The 16652-nt window shown below is 61.3% G+C and carries 16 protein-coding genes and 1 pseudogene; 10 read left to right on the top strand and 7 right to left on the bottom strand.

All coding sequences use genetic code 11. The annotated features are described in order from the left end of the window. Nucleotides 1-56: 56 nt before the first annotated feature. A complete protein-coding gene (locus AC1DXU_RS09725; protein WP_477367513.1) occupies nucleotides 57-674 on the bottom strand; it encodes a cation efflux transmembrane domain-containing protein in 618 nt (205 codons plus the stop codon). A gap of 128 nt (nucleotides 675-802) precedes the next feature. Here AC1DXU_RS09725 and AC1DXU_RS09720 point away from each other — a divergent pair, with 128 nt between their 5' ends. The 7 genes from AC1DXU_RS09720 to arsK all read left to right on the top strand — a co-directional run bounded on the left by AC1DXU_RS09720 (nucleotide 803) and on the right by arsK (nucleotide 5888). Next, nucleotides 803-1135: an ArsR/SmtB family transcription factor gene (locus tag AC1DXU_RS09720; RefSeq protein ID WP_477367510.1), complete on the top strand. Its 333-nt coding sequence runs from the start codon at nucleotides 803-805 to the stop codon at nucleotides 1133-1135. Nucleotides 1136-1178: 43 nt separating this feature from the next. After that, nucleotides 1179-1703: an arsenate reductase ArsC gene (locus AC1DXU_RS09715; RefSeq protein ID WP_477367507.1), complete on the top strand. Its 525-nt coding sequence runs from the start codon at nucleotides 1179-1181 to the stop codon at nucleotides 1701-1703. Then, the gene (locus AC1DXU_RS09710) at nucleotides 1693-2382 is read left to right on the top strand and encodes an aquaporin (RefSeq protein ID WP_477367504.1); all 690 of its coding nucleotides are present in this window, start codon (nucleotides 1693-1695) and stop codon (nucleotides 2380-2382) included. The genes AC1DXU_RS09715 and AC1DXU_RS09710 overlap by 11 nt, the downstream gene beginning before the upstream one ends. Beyond that, nucleotides 2379-2801 (top strand): arsenate reductase (glutaredoxin), encoded by a 423-nt coding sequence (gene arsC, locus AC1DXU_RS09705; RefSeq protein WP_477367501.1) that lies wholly within the window; start codon nucleotides 2379-2381, stop codon nucleotides 2799-2801. The genes AC1DXU_RS09710 and arsC overlap by 4 nt, the downstream gene beginning before the upstream one ends. Before the next feature lie 64 nt (nucleotides 2802-2865). After that, nucleotides 2866-3186 carry an ArsR/SmtB family transcription factor gene (locus AC1DXU_RS09700; RefSeq protein WP_477367498.1) on the top strand — a complete coding sequence of 107 codons (321 nt, stop codon included), beginning with the start codon at nucleotides 2866-2868 and terminating at the stop codon, nucleotides 3184-3186. Between the two features lie 51 nt (nucleotides 3187-3237). After that, nucleotides 3238-4650, top strand: coding sequence for an NAD(P)-binding protein (locus AC1DXU_RS09695; RefSeq protein WP_477367495.1), 1413 nt, complete (start codon nucleotides 3238-3240; stop codon nucleotides 4648-4650). Further along, nucleotides 4647-5888, top strand: a complete 1242-nt coding sequence (arsK, locus tag AC1DXU_RS09690; protein ID WP_477367492.1) for an arsenite efflux MFS transporter ArsK — start codon at nucleotides 4647-4649, stop codon at nucleotides 5886-5888. The genes AC1DXU_RS09695 and arsK overlap by 4 nt, the downstream gene beginning before the upstream one ends. Before the next feature lie 67 nt (nucleotides 5889-5955). Here the strand turns inward: arsK and AC1DXU_RS09685 are convergent, their stop codons facing one another. Further along, nucleotides 5956-6423, bottom strand: a complete 468-nt coding sequence (locus tag AC1DXU_RS09685) for a carboxymuconolactone decarboxylase family protein (protein ID WP_477367490.1) — start codon at nucleotides 6421-6423, stop codon at nucleotides 5956-5958. A gap of 85 nt (nucleotides 6424-6508) precedes the next feature. Between AC1DXU_RS09685 and AC1DXU_RS09680 the strand changes: the two genes are divergently transcribed. Next, nucleotides 6509-7168 carry a TetR/AcrR family transcriptional regulator gene (locus AC1DXU_RS09680; RefSeq protein WP_477367487.1) on the top strand — a complete coding sequence of 220 codons (660 nt, stop codon included), beginning with the start codon at nucleotides 6509-6511 and terminating at the stop codon, nucleotides 7166-7168. 52 nt (nucleotides 7169-7220) lie between these two features. Here the strand turns inward: AC1DXU_RS09680 and AC1DXU_RS09675 are convergent, their stop codons facing one another. Together AC1DXU_RS09675 and AC1DXU_RS09670 are read right to left on the bottom strand one after the other, a co-directional pair. Beyond that, nucleotides 7221-7997 carry an OmpA family protein gene (locus AC1DXU_RS09675; RefSeq protein ID WP_477367484.1) on the bottom strand — a complete coding sequence of 259 codons (777 nt, stop codon included), beginning with the start codon at nucleotides 7995-7997 and terminating at the stop codon, nucleotides 7221-7223. A gap of 84 nt (nucleotides 7998-8081) precedes the next feature. Beyond that, nucleotides 8082-11384 carry a DUF6212 domain-containing protein gene (locus AC1DXU_RS09670; protein ID WP_477367481.1) on the bottom strand — a complete coding sequence of 1101 codons (3303 nt, stop codon included), beginning with the start codon at nucleotides 11382-11384 and terminating at the stop codon, nucleotides 8082-8084. Nucleotides 11385-11514: 130 nt separating this feature from the next. Between AC1DXU_RS09670 and AC1DXU_RS09665 the strand changes: the two genes are divergently transcribed. Continuing rightward, nucleotides 11515-12522: a glycosyltransferase family 2 protein gene (locus tag AC1DXU_RS09665; protein WP_477367478.1), complete on the top strand. Its 1008-nt coding sequence runs from the start codon at nucleotides 11515-11517 to the stop codon at nucleotides 12520-12522. A gap of 39 nt (nucleotides 12523-12561) precedes the next feature. Here the strand turns inward: AC1DXU_RS09665 and AC1DXU_RS09660 are convergent, their stop codons facing one another. The 3 genes and pseudogenes from AC1DXU_RS09660 to AC1DXU_RS09650 all read right to left on the bottom strand — a co-directional run. Continuing rightward, entirely contained in the window at nucleotides 12562-12849 is a 288-nt protein-coding gene (locus AC1DXU_RS09660) for a hypothetical protein (RefSeq protein WP_477319420.1), read from the bottom strand. A 143-nt stretch (nucleotides 12850-12992) separates the two neighbouring features. Continuing rightward, nucleotides 12993-15065, bottom strand: a complete 2073-nt coding sequence (locus AC1DXU_RS09655; RefSeq protein WP_477368922.1) for a glycosyltransferase family 2 protein — start codon at nucleotides 15063-15065, stop codon at nucleotides 12993-12995. Nucleotides 15066-15077: 12 nt separating this feature from the next. Then, a pseudogene (locus AC1DXU_RS09650) lies at nucleotides 15078-15686 on the bottom strand (glycosyltransferase); the annotation flags it as partial. 233 nt (nucleotides 15687-15919) lie between these two features. Here AC1DXU_RS09650 and AC1DXU_RS09645 point away from each other — a divergent pair. Then, nucleotides 15920-16438: a hypothetical protein gene (locus tag AC1DXU_RS09645; protein ID WP_477367475.1), complete on the top strand. Its 519-nt coding sequence runs from the start codon at nucleotides 15920-15922 to the stop codon at nucleotides 16436-16438. The last annotated feature ends 214 nt before the right edge of the window (nucleotides 16439-16652 follow it).

Raw genomic sequence — 16652 nt, 5'->3', positions numbered from 1 at the left:
TTTTCCCGACCGATCGAGCTGTGCGTTGCATCTTGTAGCCCAGCTCTACCTGGTTCTCAGGCCGCCGCACGGTGTTCTTCACGGGCGGCTTCCCACACTTCGCGGGCCGCATCGGCGTTCATTACCGCGATCCCTAAACCCACTATCAAATCGGGCCAGGCGGAGTGCCAGAGCAAAGCCGTGACCAGCCCGGCGACAATAATGGCGATGTTGGCAAAGGCGTCATTGCGGGCCGACAGGAAGGCGGCCTTTGTGAGGCTACCACCACGATGACGGTACGCGGCGAGCATGTAGGCACAGGAGAGGTTGACGGCCAAAGCGCCCAGTCCCGCCAGGGTCAAGGCGTTCGGCTGCGGCGGCACCGGCACGTTGAATTTCTCCCAGGCCGTCCAGAGCGTGGCCAGACCGGGCACGAGCAGGATGAGTGCCAGAGCCATCCCCACACGTGCGCGAGAGCGTACCGACCAGCCAAGTGCCAGCAGGATAAGGAGATTTACAGAGGCATCTTCCAGAAAGTCGATGCTGTCGGCAAACAGGGACACTGACCCTATGGCTAGCGCCACAGCGAACTCGATCCCGAAATAGGCGAGATTGAGCAGCGCGACGATAAGGACGATGCGACGGAGGGGGAGGTTCATCTTCTGAAAGTAAACGAGACCGCTGCATTGGGCCATCAGCTTCGCGAAACAGACCCCCCCTGGCCGGATTGACTGGACCGTCGCCTTCCGACCTTCGGGCGCTGCCTGTCATCCATCTGTCATATCGCGGCGATAAGCATCCTTAATTCCGGATTTATGGATGCATGGACAAGACAAAAGCACTTCTCGCACTCGCTGCCCTCGGCCAGGACACCAGACTTGAGGTTTTTCGCCTGCTGGTGCGAGCCGGCGCCGATGGCGTGGCCGCCGGCGAGATCGCCGCGCGGCTGAATATCGTCCAGAACACCATGTCGGCGCATCTGAAGGTCCTCGACCATGCCGGGCTGGTTCGGGCCGAGCGCGAGGGGCGCACCATCCGCTACGTCGCCGACATGACCGGTTTTCGCGACCTGCTTGCTTACCTCATGGAGGATTGCTGCAACGGCGCGCCGGAGCTTTGCCAACCGATCATCCAGGCCGTGACCTGCAAGTGTTAAGCCGGGCAATTGTTAAGCCGGGCAAGTGTTAGGGGAGGAAGCCATGAGCGATCAGATCTATAACGTGTTGTTTTTGTGCACCGGCAATTCCGCCCGATCGATTCTCGCCGAGGCGATACTGAACCGCGTCGGCGCCGGCAGGTTCAAGGCGTTTTCGGCGGGATCGCACCCGAAGGGCGTGGTTCATCCTTACTCTCTGCAACTTTTGAAAAACCTCAACTACGACACGTCCTTTGCCCGTTCGAAGGACTGGGAAGAATTTGCGGTGCCCGGTGCGCCAGAAATGAATTTCGTTTTTACCGTCTGCGACAATGCCGCCAATGAATCCTGCCCCGTATGGCCCGGTCAGCCGATGACGGCGCATTGGGGCGTGCCCGACCCTGCCGCCGTCGAGGGCACGGATGCGGAGAAGCATCTGGCGTTCGCCGATGCCTACCGCATGCTCAACAACCGGATTTCGATCTTCGTCAGTCTGCCGATGAATACGGTCGACAAGCTCGCTTTGCAGAAACGGCTGGATGAGATCGGTCGCAATCGTCCAACGCAGGCTGAACAGCATGACCACTGATCTGTCCCGCCGCCTCGTCGCCGAAGCCCTCGGCACCGCCATGCTGGTTGCCGCGGTCGTCGGCTCGGGGATCATGGCCGACCGGCTGACCGACGACGTGGCGCTGGCGCTGCTCGGTAACACCATTCCGACCGGCGCGATGCTGGTGGTGCTGATCACCATTCTCGGGCCAATCTCCGGCGCGCATTTCAATCCGGCGGTGACGCTGGTCTTTGCGTTGCGCCGGGACATCGAGATCAATGCGGCGCTAGGCTATATCGCCGCCCAGATCGTCGGTGGCATAGCAGGGGCGTTTCTGGCGCATGCCATGTTCGAATTGCCGATCCTGCAGATTTCCCAGACGGTGCGGAGCGGAAACGGCCAATGGCTTGCCGAACTGGTGGCCGCCTTCGGTCTGGTGTTCACCATCCTGGCTGGCTTGCGCTTTCGCGGTGACGCCATTCCCTGGCTGGTCGGGCTCTACATCACATCAGCCTACTGGTTCACCGCCTCGACCTCGTTTGCCAATCCGGCCGTTGCCATTGCGCGCGCCTTCTCCAATACGTTTGCCGGCATCAGGCCGCTCGATGTCCCGGCCTTCGTCGTCGCCGAACTGGCCGGCGCGTTGCTCGCCATGGCGCTGGCCGGCTGGCTGCTCGCTGAACCCAAAACCATGCCAACAACGAAAGCTGCGCGATGACTATCACCATCTATCACAACCCTTCCTGTGGCACCTCGCGCAACACGCTGGCGATGATCAGGCAGTCCGGCGAGGAGCCGGAGGTGATCGAATATCTGAAGACGCCGCCATCGCGCGAAAAGCTGGTCGAGCTGATTGCGGCGATGGGCATGACGCCGCGCGAACTGCTGCGCGAGAAGGGCACGCCTTACGTCGAGCTCAACCTTGGCGATCCCAAATGGAGCGACGACGAGATTCTCGATTTCATGCTGGCGCATCCGATCCTGATCAACCGCCCGATCGTGGTGACGCCGCGCGGCGTCATGCTGGCGCGGCCGTCGGAAGCGGTGCTCGACATCCTGCCCAATCCCGACATCGGCCCCTTCACCAAGGAAGATGGCGAAGTCATCATCGATGATGGCGGCAGGCGGGTTGTCTGAAGCTTATTTCGATATTCATCGAAATAGTGCTTGACCGCCGCAATCGCCGGCCTATGCTATTTCGATGAAACTCGAACAAGCAGCAAAGCAGCTTGAAGCGCTCGGAAATCCGACGCGGCTCAACCTCTATCGCATTCTGGTCCGGGCCGGTGCAGCGGGCAGGCCGGTCGGCACTCTGCAGGAAAGCCTCGGAATCGCCGCCTCGACGTTGTCGCATCATCTGCACCGGCTGATCCTCACAGGCCTGGTGACGCAGGAGCGGCAGGCGACGACGCTGATCTGCCGCGCCAACTATCCCATCATGAACGACCTCATCGGCTTCCTCGCCGACGAATGCTGCGCCGACGCCGCCTGCAATTCGCCAGCGGAAGACGCCGCCGCCTGATCTCTTTTTTGTCTAGTATTTCGGTAATCCCGGAAATATGGAAGGTGTAAAATGGCCATGCGAAGTGATCTCCCTGTCGCCGTCATCGGTGCCGGCCCTGTCGGTCTGGCGGCGGCCGTCCATCTGCTGAGCCAGGGCCTGCCGGTGAAACTCTACGAGGCTGGCAGCAGCGTTGCCTCCAACCTCAGGGATTGGGGCCATGTCCGAGTGTTCACGCCCTGGCGCTATTGCGTCGATCGGGCGGCCCGAGCACTGCTGGAGGCGCACGGCTGGCAGATGCCGGAGCCCGAGGCATTTCCAACCGCCAATGAGCTCGTCGCACGCTATCTCGAGCCGCTTGCAAACCTTCCGGCGCTGGCGCCATCGATCGAAACCGGCGCCCGCGTCGTCGGCATCTCGCGCTGGGGCGCCGACAAGGTTGTGAGCAAGGCACGTGAGACGCGGCCCTTCATGCTGGTGGTCGAGACCGCCGATGGCACAAGGCGCGACTGGGCGCGCGCCGTCATCGATGCCTCGGGCACATGGCGGACGCCCAATCCGCTCGGCGCCGGCGGCCTTGCTGCCGAAGGCGAGGCGGAATGTGCCGATCGCATCGCCTATGGCATACCCGATATTCTCGGCCACGACCGCCAGCTTTATGCAGGCCGCACGACCTTGGTTGCAGGTTCCGGCCATTCGGCCGCCAACGCCTTGCTCGATCTTGCCAGACTGGCCGATGTCGAGCCGGACACGGCGTTCATCTGGGCGACGCGCGGCACCGACCTTGTGCGCATCTATGGCGGCGGCGATGCCGACCAGCTGCCGGCGCGCGGCGAGCTTGGCGCCGAAGTGCGCGACCTCGCCGAAAGCGGCCGCGTCGCGCTGGTGACCGGCTTTGCCACTACGGCCATCCGCATGGTCGACGGCCGCCTGATTGTCGAAGGGGAGACGAAGGATGGCTTGCGGCAGGTCGGTCCCGTCGACCGCATCATCGCCGCGACCGGACAGCGGCCAGATCTCACGCTGACACGGGAGCTTCGATTGGATCTCGATCCGTGGCTCGAAAGCGTCAAGGCGCTCGGCCCGCTGATCGATCCCAACGAGCATTCCTGTGGCGACGTGCCGCCGCATGGTCACCGCGAACTCAGCCATCCCGAGCCCGGTTACTACACCGCCGGCATCAAGAGCTATGGCCGCGCGCCGACCTTCCTGCTTTTGACCGGCTATGAGCAAGTCCGCTCGGTCGCAGCAGCGATCGCCGGCGACATCGCTTCCGCCGACACCGTGCAATTGGTTTTGCCGGAAACCGGCGTCTGCACGGTGCCTTCGTCGACAGTCGGCGCGGCGTTCAAAGGCTGCTGCGGCGGTCCGGCGCCAAGCGAGGTCGATGCCTGCTGCGTCGCCGATGCCGAGGCAAAAGCCGACGGCAAGGCTGGCTGCGGCTGCGGTGTGGCAAAGTCGAGCGCGATGGAAGCCGCGGAGTGACCGACCGCAAGGTTCCCGCTTCGGCGATCTGGGCGCTCGGCGTCACCCAGATCATTGGTTACGGCACGCTCTATTACAGCTACAGCATCCTTGCGCCGGCCATCGCCACGGAGTTGGCATGGTCACCGAAATGGGTGTTCGCCGTGCTTTCGGCATCGCTGCTGGCAAGTGCTGTTCTGGCACCCATTGCCGGCAGCCTGGCGGACAAGCATGGCGCCGTCCGCCTTATGGTGCCTGGATCACTGGCCGCGGCCGGCGCGCTGCTGCTGTGTGCACTGGCGCCCGGACGTATCGGTTTTGCCGCCGGGGTGCTGGCGATGGAACTTGCCTCATGCTTCGTGCTCTACAGCACCGCGTTCGTCGCCATCGTGCAACTGGGCGGTCGCGGTCGCGGTATCACTCATCTCACCTTGATCGCCGGCTTTGCCTCGACACTGTTCTGGCCGCTGACGACGGTGCTGCACAACCATCTCGGCTGGCGCGAGGTTCTCGCCATCTTCGCCGCGCTCAATGTCGGCGTCTGCCTGCCGGTCCACTGGTGGCTTGCACGGTTTTCGCGCCGCATTGGCGAAGAGTACAGGATCATTCCCGCCACATCAGGTATCTCGGCGTCCACGCAACGCCATGGCTGGTCACCGATCTTCGTCCTGATGCTGGTCGGCTTTGCCATCGAAGGGTTCATGCTGTCGGCGATCCTTGTCCAGATGGTGCCGTTGCTGACGATGGTAGGGCTTGGCGGAGCAGCTGTGATTGTCGCTAGCCTGTTTGGCCCCTCGCAGGTGGCGAGCCGCCTGGTCAACATGCTGTTCGGCCATGGCCTGTCCCAGACATGGCTGGCGCTCGGCGCCACAGCGGCTTTGGCTGGCGGTCTTGCGGTGCTGCTTGTCGCGGCGCCGTCAGTGTCGGGCGCCATCCTTTTTGCCGTGCTGTTCGGTTTCGGTTCGGGCCTGATGAGCATCGTCTCGGGCACGCTGCCGCTCGAATTGTTCGGCCACGCCCGCTACGGCTCCTATGTCGGCTGGATCACGGCAGCGCGTCAGTTCTGTTCGGCCTTCGCGCCGTTCGGTCTGACCGTCATGATCGCCGGCGTTGGCGTGTTTCCGGCGCTGTGGCTCAACGTGCTGGTCGGGCTGTGTGGAATTGCGGCGTTTGCCGGAATTGCCTTGCTCAGTCGGAGCCGGAACAAATCACGCAAGACTGCGGATGAGACCGCAGCACTTGGTGCGGAGATCGTCTGACGAGCGTCCTTGTCAGACAGGCGGTGGCCCGCAGGTACGAGCCATCGCTTCCCTGTCTTCAAAACCTTTACTGCCCGCCCATTTCCTTCTTGAACGTGTCGAAATCGATCTGCATGCCGTTGAAGACGGTGCTCCAGTGGCGGGTCAGCGCCGACACGGCCACGGCCTCCTGGATCTCTTCGTCGGTAGCGCCGGCGCGCTTGGCGTCCTGCGTGTCCGACCAGATGCAGTAGGTGCACGGGATCTGCGCTGCGACGGCCAGCGAGATCAGCGCCTTGACCTTCGGCGGCAGCGCCGTCTGGTCACTCAACTGCAAAGCCTTGACCTCGGCCCAGGCGCCGGGCAGACCGGCTTTCGGAAATTGCTTCACGAAGCTTGGCACACCGCCCATCGTCGCCTGCATGTCCTTGATGGCTGCGTCATAATCGTCGGCGTGGGCAGGCGCCGGCAGCGCAAGCGCGCAGGCGGCAACGGCGAGCAGGGACGCGCGGCGGATTGAAGACGGCACGGGTGAAAGGATGCGGTAGGCGGACATGATTTTCTCCTCTGGCGTTTGTTAGCCTTACGATGTAAGGTGATGTGAAAAATGAACCTTACAGTGTAAGTTGTCAAGCAACGCCATGGACTCATCGATCAAAAAAACGCGAACACGTGGCCGGCTCTCCCGACAGATGATCGAGGATGCCGCCTTCGAGGTGATCGAGCGGGAAGGGCTTGCCGGCTTTTCCATGCGCAAGCTGGCGGCAGCACTCGGCTGCGAGGCGATGAGCATCTACCATCACTTTCCCTCGCTGGCGCATCTGCACGAGGCGCTGGTCGACCGGCTGGTCGGCGCGCTCGAAATGCCCGACGCCAGCCTCCTGTGGCGGCAAAGGATGCGCATGGCCATGCAGGATTTCCGCCGCGTCGGGCGTGAGCATCCGGCATTCGCGCCGTTCCTCGTTACCTACCGGATGAATTCGCCGACCTGCCTCGCCTGGCTGAACAGCATTCTCGGTCTGTTCGAAGCCGGTGGCTTCAGCGCCGAGCTGGGGGCGCGGCTGTTCCGCACTGCCGGATACTACCTTATGGGCGCCATCCTCGACGAGACATCAGGCTATGCCAAGGGTCCGTCGGCGGTCAGCACGGTCAGCGACGAGCAACTGGCGCGCGATTTTCCCAATGTCATGGCCGCCGGCCGCTTCTTCGGCACCGCCGAATTCGATGCGACATTCGAGCTCGGCCTCGACATGCTGCTGGATGAGATGGAGCGTCTGCGCGACAGCGCCGACACAAGGTAATTGTCAGGCGCTTGATGCCGAGATCGTCTGATCCCGTCCGCAGGGCGAGCCGTTACATCAGCGACGCGGTCGCCAGACGACTGCGAACGACGTTCGGCTTCTGGTCGCCAACATACTCGACTTTTGTGTCCACCAGACGGTCACTGTCGATCCCGGCCGCGGTCAAGATATCCTCGATCGCCTTCAAGCGCTGCTTGGCCAGTTCCTTGTTCGTCTTTGCAGCGTCGGCGCCGGTGAATTCCGTGGCCGCGAAAGCTGTCAGTGCGACATTGCAGCGTGAGTCTCGAATGCTGGCGGCGAACCTCTCAAGTTCGTCCTTGACCCGCGCTGAAATCACATACGACTGGTTGTCAAAAAACAGGACGACCTGCACCGGGCTGCGCTTCTCATATTGCCGGCACGATATTCCTTGTTTTGGCAGAGTGTACAGGATCGCGCTGCGCGCCGTGTTGGTGTCGGCGGCGCCGTCGTCAACCCAATGCGAAAGCGCCAGCACCATTTCGGGCTTGACGCCCTGGGCCTTGAGGAAGTCGCCGGTTGCGTTGAGCCTGCGACCAGCAATGTCGAACGCCTTGTTGAAATTGCCTTCCTTGCTGGCCGTTGCATAAAGCCTGTAGCCGCAATCGCGCCCCGCTTCCTTGATGAAAGCCGTCAACGCGTTCGCGGAATCCTTCGATATCGTGCCGTCACCTTTCTTGAAGAGGACGCGATGCGCATTCCACTGCACGCATTTAGGCCCCACGTCGCGTTCCTGGGCGGCCGCGCCGAAAGACATTGCGCTTCCGGCAATAACAATAAATGCCAGGACAAGACCCAGTGATTTCTTCATTGTCTTGGTGCCTCCACGCAGGCTTAATCTACTGCCGCACCTATGCCTCGACAAGTGTGCGACCGCGCCCTGACGACGCACCTGTCAGTCCCACAGCAACAACAACTTGCGCCAGAAAGCATTGGACGGCATCGGTTTCGAGCCGCGTGGTAGCCGGATTGCCAGATAGATCGTCAGCCACTTGCGATCTATCTCCCGGATCGAAACTTTCAAGTCATGCAGTTCGAAAGGTCTCGAAACGCGCGTCCATCCGGAGAATGCCAAGGCGCCCACCGGAGCATCGTGTTTCCACGCGAGTTTTTCTTCCTCCCTGCCCAGCGCCATGGCGAACTCGAATGGGGACGCGTCATCGTGAGCGATCTCCACCGTTGCCATGACACTTCTGGCAAAGGCGGGGAAAGCGGAATTGAGGGCGGCAACAACGATGCCATGCGTGCTCGGCCGCAGGAAGATGCCGCCATTGTCGCCGGCAACGAGCAGTGTTGGCAGCTCGGAGGGATAATCGGTCACAAGCGTCGCACGCTTCAGTTCATCATCGGTCATCCGGCGGGTACGTTGGCGCTGTTGCGGCGCGTTGAGGCGCGGGCGCGTTGCACCGACCGAAACGGCATGGCGGATCTGGATGCCTGAAAAGCCGCCAAGTACGCGCCCGCCCGGACTGCTGCCGCCGCACCTCACCGCCAGCAACAGATCGCGCCTGCCTGATGCCGGCGAACTGACTGTCGCCCTTATTTCGCGCGCCTCGCGCGCTCGGCGGAGATCGGCCCAGCCGCTCCCGTTGCCGCTTTCAAGGAGCTGGGCGAGATCGCTGACGGCCTGGTTTTCCGCGTCTACGACGACGAGCTGAAATTGAGCCGGGTCCGCCAACTCCTCGTCGAGGTAAACCCAGCAGCTCGCGCTGGTGACGCCCGGTGGGCAGACGCCCTTCAGCAGTGCCATGGTGACATTGCTGCCCTTGGCTTCGAGAAACAGCTGGTCCGGCGATTGTTCGACATAGCTCAGCAGGTCTGGATCGGTATCCGGATGCGAACTGATGTGAGCCAGACGCAGGGGCTCGGCGGAGAGATACTGCTCGCGGTAAAGCGAAGAGTGTAGCTCCGGCACGGTCTCGTCGGCCGCCGCGTTGAGCATTTCAACCACACCCAAGGCGAAGTCGATTCGCCCTGTATGAGCGAGAAGCGAAATCGCCGTATCGGCCCTGCCTTCGCGCGCCGCGATCTCGGCCAGCAACTGCATTGCATCATCGGTGTTGGCGGAGCCCGTGCTTAGCTTGAGATACCGTTCGTCGTTGACCCGCAGCTCCAAATTCCGGAGGTTGAGATCCTTTTCATAGTAGGCGGTGTTCGTACTGATGCCGAGTTGCACGAACATGTCCGTATGCGCGAACTTGTGCTTTCGGAAGGCATCGATGATAGGCTTGCGGTTCCTCACCCACTCGGCATTCAGGTTCATGCCCGTCGGCGCCGACCGATACCAGTAGATCGGCTCCGGGATAGGGACGATCTCGAGGCCTGCCAGGTCCGCGCGAACGAAAAATTCCCAATCGCTCGCGGAAAAGCCTCGCTGCTCGTTCAGGTAGCCTATCTTGTCGAACACCTCGCGCCGGAACATCGCATTGGCATCACCATACGGGTTGGTGAGCATAGCGATGTCCGTAGGTCCGCCGACCGGGAAATAGCGTATATAACCGCTCTTGATATCCGGTGGCACAAACGGCTCGTTGAACCACTTGGCGAAGGTCGTGCAGATATCGGCGCCGGACTTTTGCATGCCGGCGACGAACGTACTGACGGCATTCGGGAAGAGTGCGTTGTCGTCGTCCAGGAACAGGATCAACGAGCCCTTGGCGGCGCGGATTCCCGTGTTGCGCGCCTTGCCGAGGAAGCCGTTCTTCTGCCGGATGATCCGCCAGCCTCGCTGCTCGAACTCCGGCTCGAGCTGCGCCAACAGCTGGATCGCGTCTGGATCGGTGCTGCCGTCATCGACGACGATCAATTCGATGTTGGAATAATCCTGGTAGCGAACCGAGGCAATCGCATTTGGCAACAGGCGTGCCCGATTGTAGTGCGCCGTTATGATCGAAACGAGCGGTGGTCGGCTCCGGCTACGGCTGGAGACCTTGTTGGGACCGCTGGAAAATTTTGCGTGCAGCTTGTTCCAGACCCTCTCGCGCGCTTCCCGTTTTTGCTGCGGCTTCGCCGGGCCGAACGATCGGCTTTCCAGCACCGACGCGATCTTGGCGGCGATGGAGGAAGCTGAAGCCTCCATCATGACGGCGTCAGCCGACTTCGGATGAAGCATGTCGCGTATGCTGCCGACGTCGGTCGCGACGAACGGGATCTCCTCGTTCAGGCAGGTGACCACATCCAGCGGAAGTTGGGCAGCCGAGTGCGTGATCGCCACCAGCGCATGGCTCTGCCGCAGATATCGGAAAATGTCGGGCTCGTCTCGAATGGGCAGGAGCTTCAGTTTGAACGGCCACTGCCGCGCCCGCCGAACGATCATGCCGCCCGAATGCTCGCCCAGGACATGACCAAACGCGCCGACAACCGTCACTGCCAAATCTGTTACGCCGCTGTCGGCCAGACGATCGAGCGCGTCACAAAACAGCGTCAGTCCGCCACGCTCCTCCGTGCCTGAGAAATGAACCACTTCGGCGGTTGGCCGCCCTCGCGGCCTGTAGTGATCGACAGCGAAGTTCGAACGCCATTCCTCCGGCTCGAGGGGCGTAGCAATGTGACAGCTTGCGGGCAGCTTCCATGCCGCCTTGGCCATCCAGTCGAGCAGCGACTGGCCGACAACGACGAGATGGTCGCACGTCTCAGCCGACATCTTTTCCATGTGCGCGACGGTCATCTGTTCCTTGCGTTCGACCGTCCGGGCATTGGCCTCCAGCCTCCACATAAGTGGTTCATGCGCGAGCACGACGATCGAGGGAGGATTGGGAAAGACCCCCGTGCGCTTGGCGAGGGCAGGGAAATGCGCCAGTCCGCCCTCAAGCGCAAAATAGACGACGTCGAAAGCGTTCTGCCTGAGATAGTGGTAGACAGCCAATGAGTTCTTGTCGCTCGACTCCAGGCCCCGCAGCAACTCGGGTGACGGCGGCAACAATTCCAGCCTCACCAGGAAATTGTCGAAACACCATTTGGCTACCTTGGCGATCTCCTGCTCATCGGGCTGGGCACCCAGCGGGCTTGGCGCCCAAAGCAGCGTCACGGTGTCACCGGCTCTCGCCATATGCTGCGCCAGCGCGTAGGTTGCAGACCCGGAATCCGTGGTCATCGTCGACCCGAACTCGATCTCGGAAACGATACACACACTGCGGGCCGTCTTGCTTGCCTGTCGCCTATCCCCGGACGTCGCGCCTGTCTTGGAACCAACGCTCAATCAGCCCTCCTTTTTCAGCCCGCCTCGCTGGAACAGTCTTGCCAACTGTAGGATAATACTTTGATAACTATCACGCGGAGCTCACCATACCGCACTTGCCTTTCGCGCGAACGGACTTAATGAGTTTCGGATGGTTCGATCCCCAAAACATCTCGCGCGACTGGACGACCGGCCGATCGACGTGACCGATGGCGAGATCCTGTGCTTCATCGGACTGCGCGATGAAGCAACGTTGCTGCCGCAGCTTCTCGACCATTACCGTGGCCTCGGCGTCGATCGTTTTTTCTTCCTGGACAACGGCTCCACGGACGGGACGCGTGAGCTGATCCTGGAGCAGCCGGACAGCCACTGCTTCCACACGGAAGGATCGCATTTCGCTGAAAACATCGATCCGCCGCGGTGGAACAACACGCTCATAAATGTCTTCGGCAGCGGCCATTGGTGCCTTTCGGTCGACGCCGACGAGCTTCTCGTCTACCCCGACTATGAGCGGGCAGACCTGCGGCAGCTTTGCAGCTATCTGGACGCCACCGGCGCCGAAGCTGTAATCGGATCCCTGGTTGACATGTATGCTGACGGCCCGTTGGCCGAATGCAGCTATGACGGCACGATCCCGCTTCTTGAGGCTTCACCGTACTTCGATCCGGAGCCAGGCTGGCTGCGCGCCCGCGACGGTAGGTATCCACCGGAGCAGATGTTCGGTGGCGTCAGGGAACGGGCCTTCTGGCACGGCCGGTTCAAGCAAACGCTTCCTCCATGCCTGACAAAGGTGCCGATCGTACGATGGAGACGAGGCAGGCACTACCACGTGGCACAGCATGCAATCAGCGAGGTCCGATTCAGTGAGCTGCGGATCGCGTTGCTCCACTTCAAATTCGTCTGGGGCTTCCGCCAGAAATCAGCGTCGTCTCTGAGTGAAAATGCGCAACTCAAGGAAAAGACGCTTGAGGAACGCGCCGCCTACATGGAAGCCCTGGAGCGCGATCCGAAACTGGCGCTCCGTAACCATAGGTCCGTCCGCTATCGCGGTGACGCCGCGCAGCTCGTGGAACTCGGCTGGATGAAAACCTCGGATCGCTATGCCGGATTCGTGTCAACCCTGCCCATGCCGCACCAGCGCACCGACGCGGCCACCTGATGTGCCCGAAACTATTGAAGGCAAAAATCCGGCTGACGCTTATCCGCCGTAGCGGTGGCCACCGTCACCCTTGTTGGTGTCCCCACCACCTGGCCCAAACTGGGACAGACTGTTGAGAGCAAGCGCCTTGCAGGCGGACGGAGCATTCGGGTAACGGTGCAGATAATCCTCAAGCGCCTCGATGGTGCCGGTTTTAAGAGCTTGCTCGCAGGCAAGCTCGGCTTCCTTGACACCAACGTTCATTCTCGCCTGCGCCGCCCCGGAGAAAGCGACGCTCAACCCCAGCAGACTAAGGCCGCCCAAAAGCAGTGATTGAACCTTGCGCATAATACACCCCACACACTAAATAACCCACTGGAAATATTAGCATCTGTTAACGTTTTGTCAACCATTTTGGCAACGTTGAGCCAACATGGTTAACGCGCGCCATTGAACTGCGCGTGGGCCTCACCAGCCTTGTCGGATCGCCGCTAATCACCGAACAGTGTCAGCTTCCGAAAGAAGGCATTGGTCGCGGAACCATTGGGCGTTTCAGCGAAGCGAACGGCGAGAACGATCGAAAGCGGCATCTTCCGTCGTGTGCGAATCACTGCCACCAAGGGATGGCGCACGAATTTGTCTTTGACGCTCATCCAGCCTGAAAAGGCGATCGTTTGCGCGGCGATGTCCTGTTGCCAATCTATGGTCTGATCGGGGCGAGCAAGGGCGAGACCGAAATCCATTGCCGGCGCGTCGGCATGAGCGATTTCGACGATTGCCTCCACCTTCCGGAAGAAGGTTGGAAATTGGTGATCAAGCGATGCGGCGACCGGGCCGTCCGTATGCGGGCGCAAGAAGACCCCGCCGTCATCCGATGCGACAAGCAACAGCGGCAGAGCCGAGACGCGCGGTGTAAGCAGCCGTGCGCTCCTCAGCATGTCGTGGCCGAGGGTGATCGAACCGCCGTCGACATCAGGACGGTCCGGGGCATCGCTAGATATGGCGGCGGCGGGGCGTCCAAGCAGGGTGGCAGCCGTATCGGGGCGGCCGATCGATTCAGCAATGCTCGCAAGTTTCTCTATGGCTGCATCGCTGTTCGGTTCGATGTCGCACAGTTCCAGATATTTTCGATTGCCGGGGGTATATTTCAGGTTTTCGCGGACACTTTCAATTTCGGACCGCTGCGTGTTCTGGGCGATGGCCAAATGATACAGCAGGCGGAAATCATCGGATTGGCTCGACCTGAACGCCTCAAGCACGGGAAGCCGGTTGTCGTACCAATTCGACGTCCGAAACATTCCATCCGGTCTCGAGCGATACCAGTATAGCGGCTTTGGTATGGTCCTGATCTTGAGTCCGGCGAGGGAGGCTCGCGCAAAGAATTCCCAGTCGTGCATGGCGTAGCCGGGTTTTTCGATCAAGAACCCGATCTGCGAGAAGACAGATCGGCGCATCATGGCATTCGCGTCACCATAGACGTTATGGATCAGGCCGAGCGTGTCGGGACCACCCAGGGGCAGGTACTGGATCAGCCCGTCGGCACGATCCTCGGGCACGAAATCCTCGTAGAAGATCAGTTGGAACGCAGTGCAGATGTCAGCGCCCGATGCTGCCATGGCACGCACGAAATGATCGACGGCCTCCGCAAACAGCGCGTTGTCATCGTCGACGAACAGGATCAGCTCGCCGTGCGAAGCGCGGATGCCGGCATTTCGCGCCGCGCCGAGATGCTTGTGCGGTCGGCGCAGGATCTTCCAACCGCGCTGACGGAAGGTCGGTTCCAGCGCATCCAGCAATCGCCTGGCTTCGTCCAGATCGCTTCCGTCGTCGACCAGAACCAGTTCCAGATGATCGTAGGTTTGTGCCTCGATCGCCGCGATTGCCTGTTTCAGATAGAGTGGCCGGTTGCGATGGGCCATGACGATAGAGACCAGCGGTGACGACCCGGCACTTTTATCGACGCGCCTGCGCTTGGTTGGCGTCGGCAAATTGCGCGTATCCAGCCAGGATTGCCGACATTGGCGCAGGCTGTCGACAGGCAGTGGGCGAGGCGGGTCCTTGAGCGCCGCCGAAATCGCCAGCGCCAACGCGGCAGCGTCAGGATCGACCAGCCCCGGCTGCCTCGCCTGCGCATTCCAGGTCTCGGCGTTCGCGTCAACATTGGTCGCAACGAAAGGCAATCCCGCCCCGACACATGCGGCAACAGTGCTGCCCGTCGATGCGGCGCGGGCGGGAATGACAGCAAGCGCGCCGGTCCGCGCGACATAGTCGACCTTTGCGGCGAAGCTTGCGCGCGCCAACAGGTTGAGTTTGAACGGCCACCGCTCGGCGCGTCTCAGAAGCAGTCCACCGCTGTGCTCGCCCATGATCTTTCCGAATGGACCGAATGCGGTGACCGTCAGCCCTTTTGGCGCCGTTGGCGCGATGATGTCGAGCGCGTCGCAAAACAGCGTCAGGCCATCGCGGAAGTGCCACCCGGCCAGGGCGACAAGTTCTTTTGCGCTTCTCGTCGCAATCGACGGTCGCGCTCCGGCAGGGCCAAGGCGATCCTGCAACGGCAACATCGGCGTCACTGTCGCCTTCTTCACCTTCCAGCCCTTCGACAGCATCCACTGTCGCAACGCGGCTGATACACAGATCGTCCTGTTCGCCATCTCGGCGCAGTATTTCTCCATGTAGGCGACGGCAATCGCCTCGGTGCTGCCCATGAACGCCTTGTCGGCTTCTTGCTCCCATTCTTCCGGAGCATGGGCGACGACCACGATCGGCGGCGCGGCAAAGGCAGCAGTTTCGACCGCCAGCAGCGTGTAGTAAGGCAATCCGCCCTCAAGCGGCGCGTAGACCAGGTCGTGGCCGGACCGTTCGAGATAATGCAGCACCGCGGCGGACCGGCTCTCGGGCGTCGCCAGCGAAGGAAGCAACTGATCGGACTTGTCGAGAATCTCCAGGTGCACGGAGACCGCCTCCAGGTCGCGGCGGCGCGCCTCCTCCTCCCCTGGAGATGATGCATTCCTGCCAGGAACCCATGCCAGGGTGACGTCGTCGCCATCTTCGGCGAAAAGCCTGGCCAGTTCGACCATGCTAGCGTCTTCGCCACCCTGGTCGATAGCGTTTGTCACGACGCAGACGCGGCGGGGCTTGCCTTCCGATCTTGACGGCGTCTGCTCCTTGCCACCAACGGCCATCCAAATTCCTCTGATCCAATCCCGCCGAGTGTGCTTCCGTGCAGTCGATCGGCAAGGACGCCCGCGCCGGGTTTACTTTTCAGTGATCATCCTGCTGCGCCATTAGTAAACCAAATCGTCAAGCAGGTCCTAAAACGGCTGTACAATCAACCGACTGATACAACTTTAGCGACGCGGAATATTCAATCTTTACGCCTCCCAGCTAGTCATTGACGGCATAGCAGGAGGCACGAATGAAAACGATAATGAAGTTTCTCGGTGCGCTCGGTTTGATGGGCGCAATGGTCTCGGCGAGCTCCGCAGGTGAACTGCTGCGACCGCGCATCAGCCTCGGCACTGCCAACGTCAAGACGGTCAGTGGCGATCGCGGCGGCTATGTGATCGACTACGCCATCCGTGCGCTGAAAATGCGCCGCAGCGGCACCTTTGTGCGGTTCAACGGTGCGTGCGACTCCGCCTGCACGCTGTATCTGTCGATGCCCAAGAGCAAGGTGTGCGTCACCCACAACGCATCGTTCGGCTTTCACTTGCCCTATGGCGCTGGGGCGCGGGGCAATCAGGTCGCTGCGAATTTCATGATGAAAAACTACCCCGGCTGGGTTCGCGGCTGGATCGCCAAGCGTGGTGGGTTGAAGGGTTCCATCGCGACCATGACATACGCGGATGCGAGCCGCTTTCTGCCGACGTGCCCTTCCGAACAGCGGAGCATGACAATCGCCAGCCTGAGCCCGACGCGGCTGCGTGGCGGCTGATTGTTGGAGCCAGTATTGAAACGTCACGACGGCGGGTGCTCGACAGCGCCCGCCGTTGCCGATTCCTATGGCGGGTGCACACTCGGTTGAGCAGGTCACTTGGCCAAACGCATCGCGTTCAATGCGTCAGGTTAACCAGTTCTCAAGAGACGTGGTTAACCCAAACTTGATTTTGTTGACTCTTTTTTAGCGCAAGCCGATTTTGCGGGTAGGG

It is taken from the genome of Mesorhizobium sp. P3_A10, from assembly GCF_056403175.1.
This window is presented reverse-complemented; position numbering and strand designations above follow the sequence as displayed.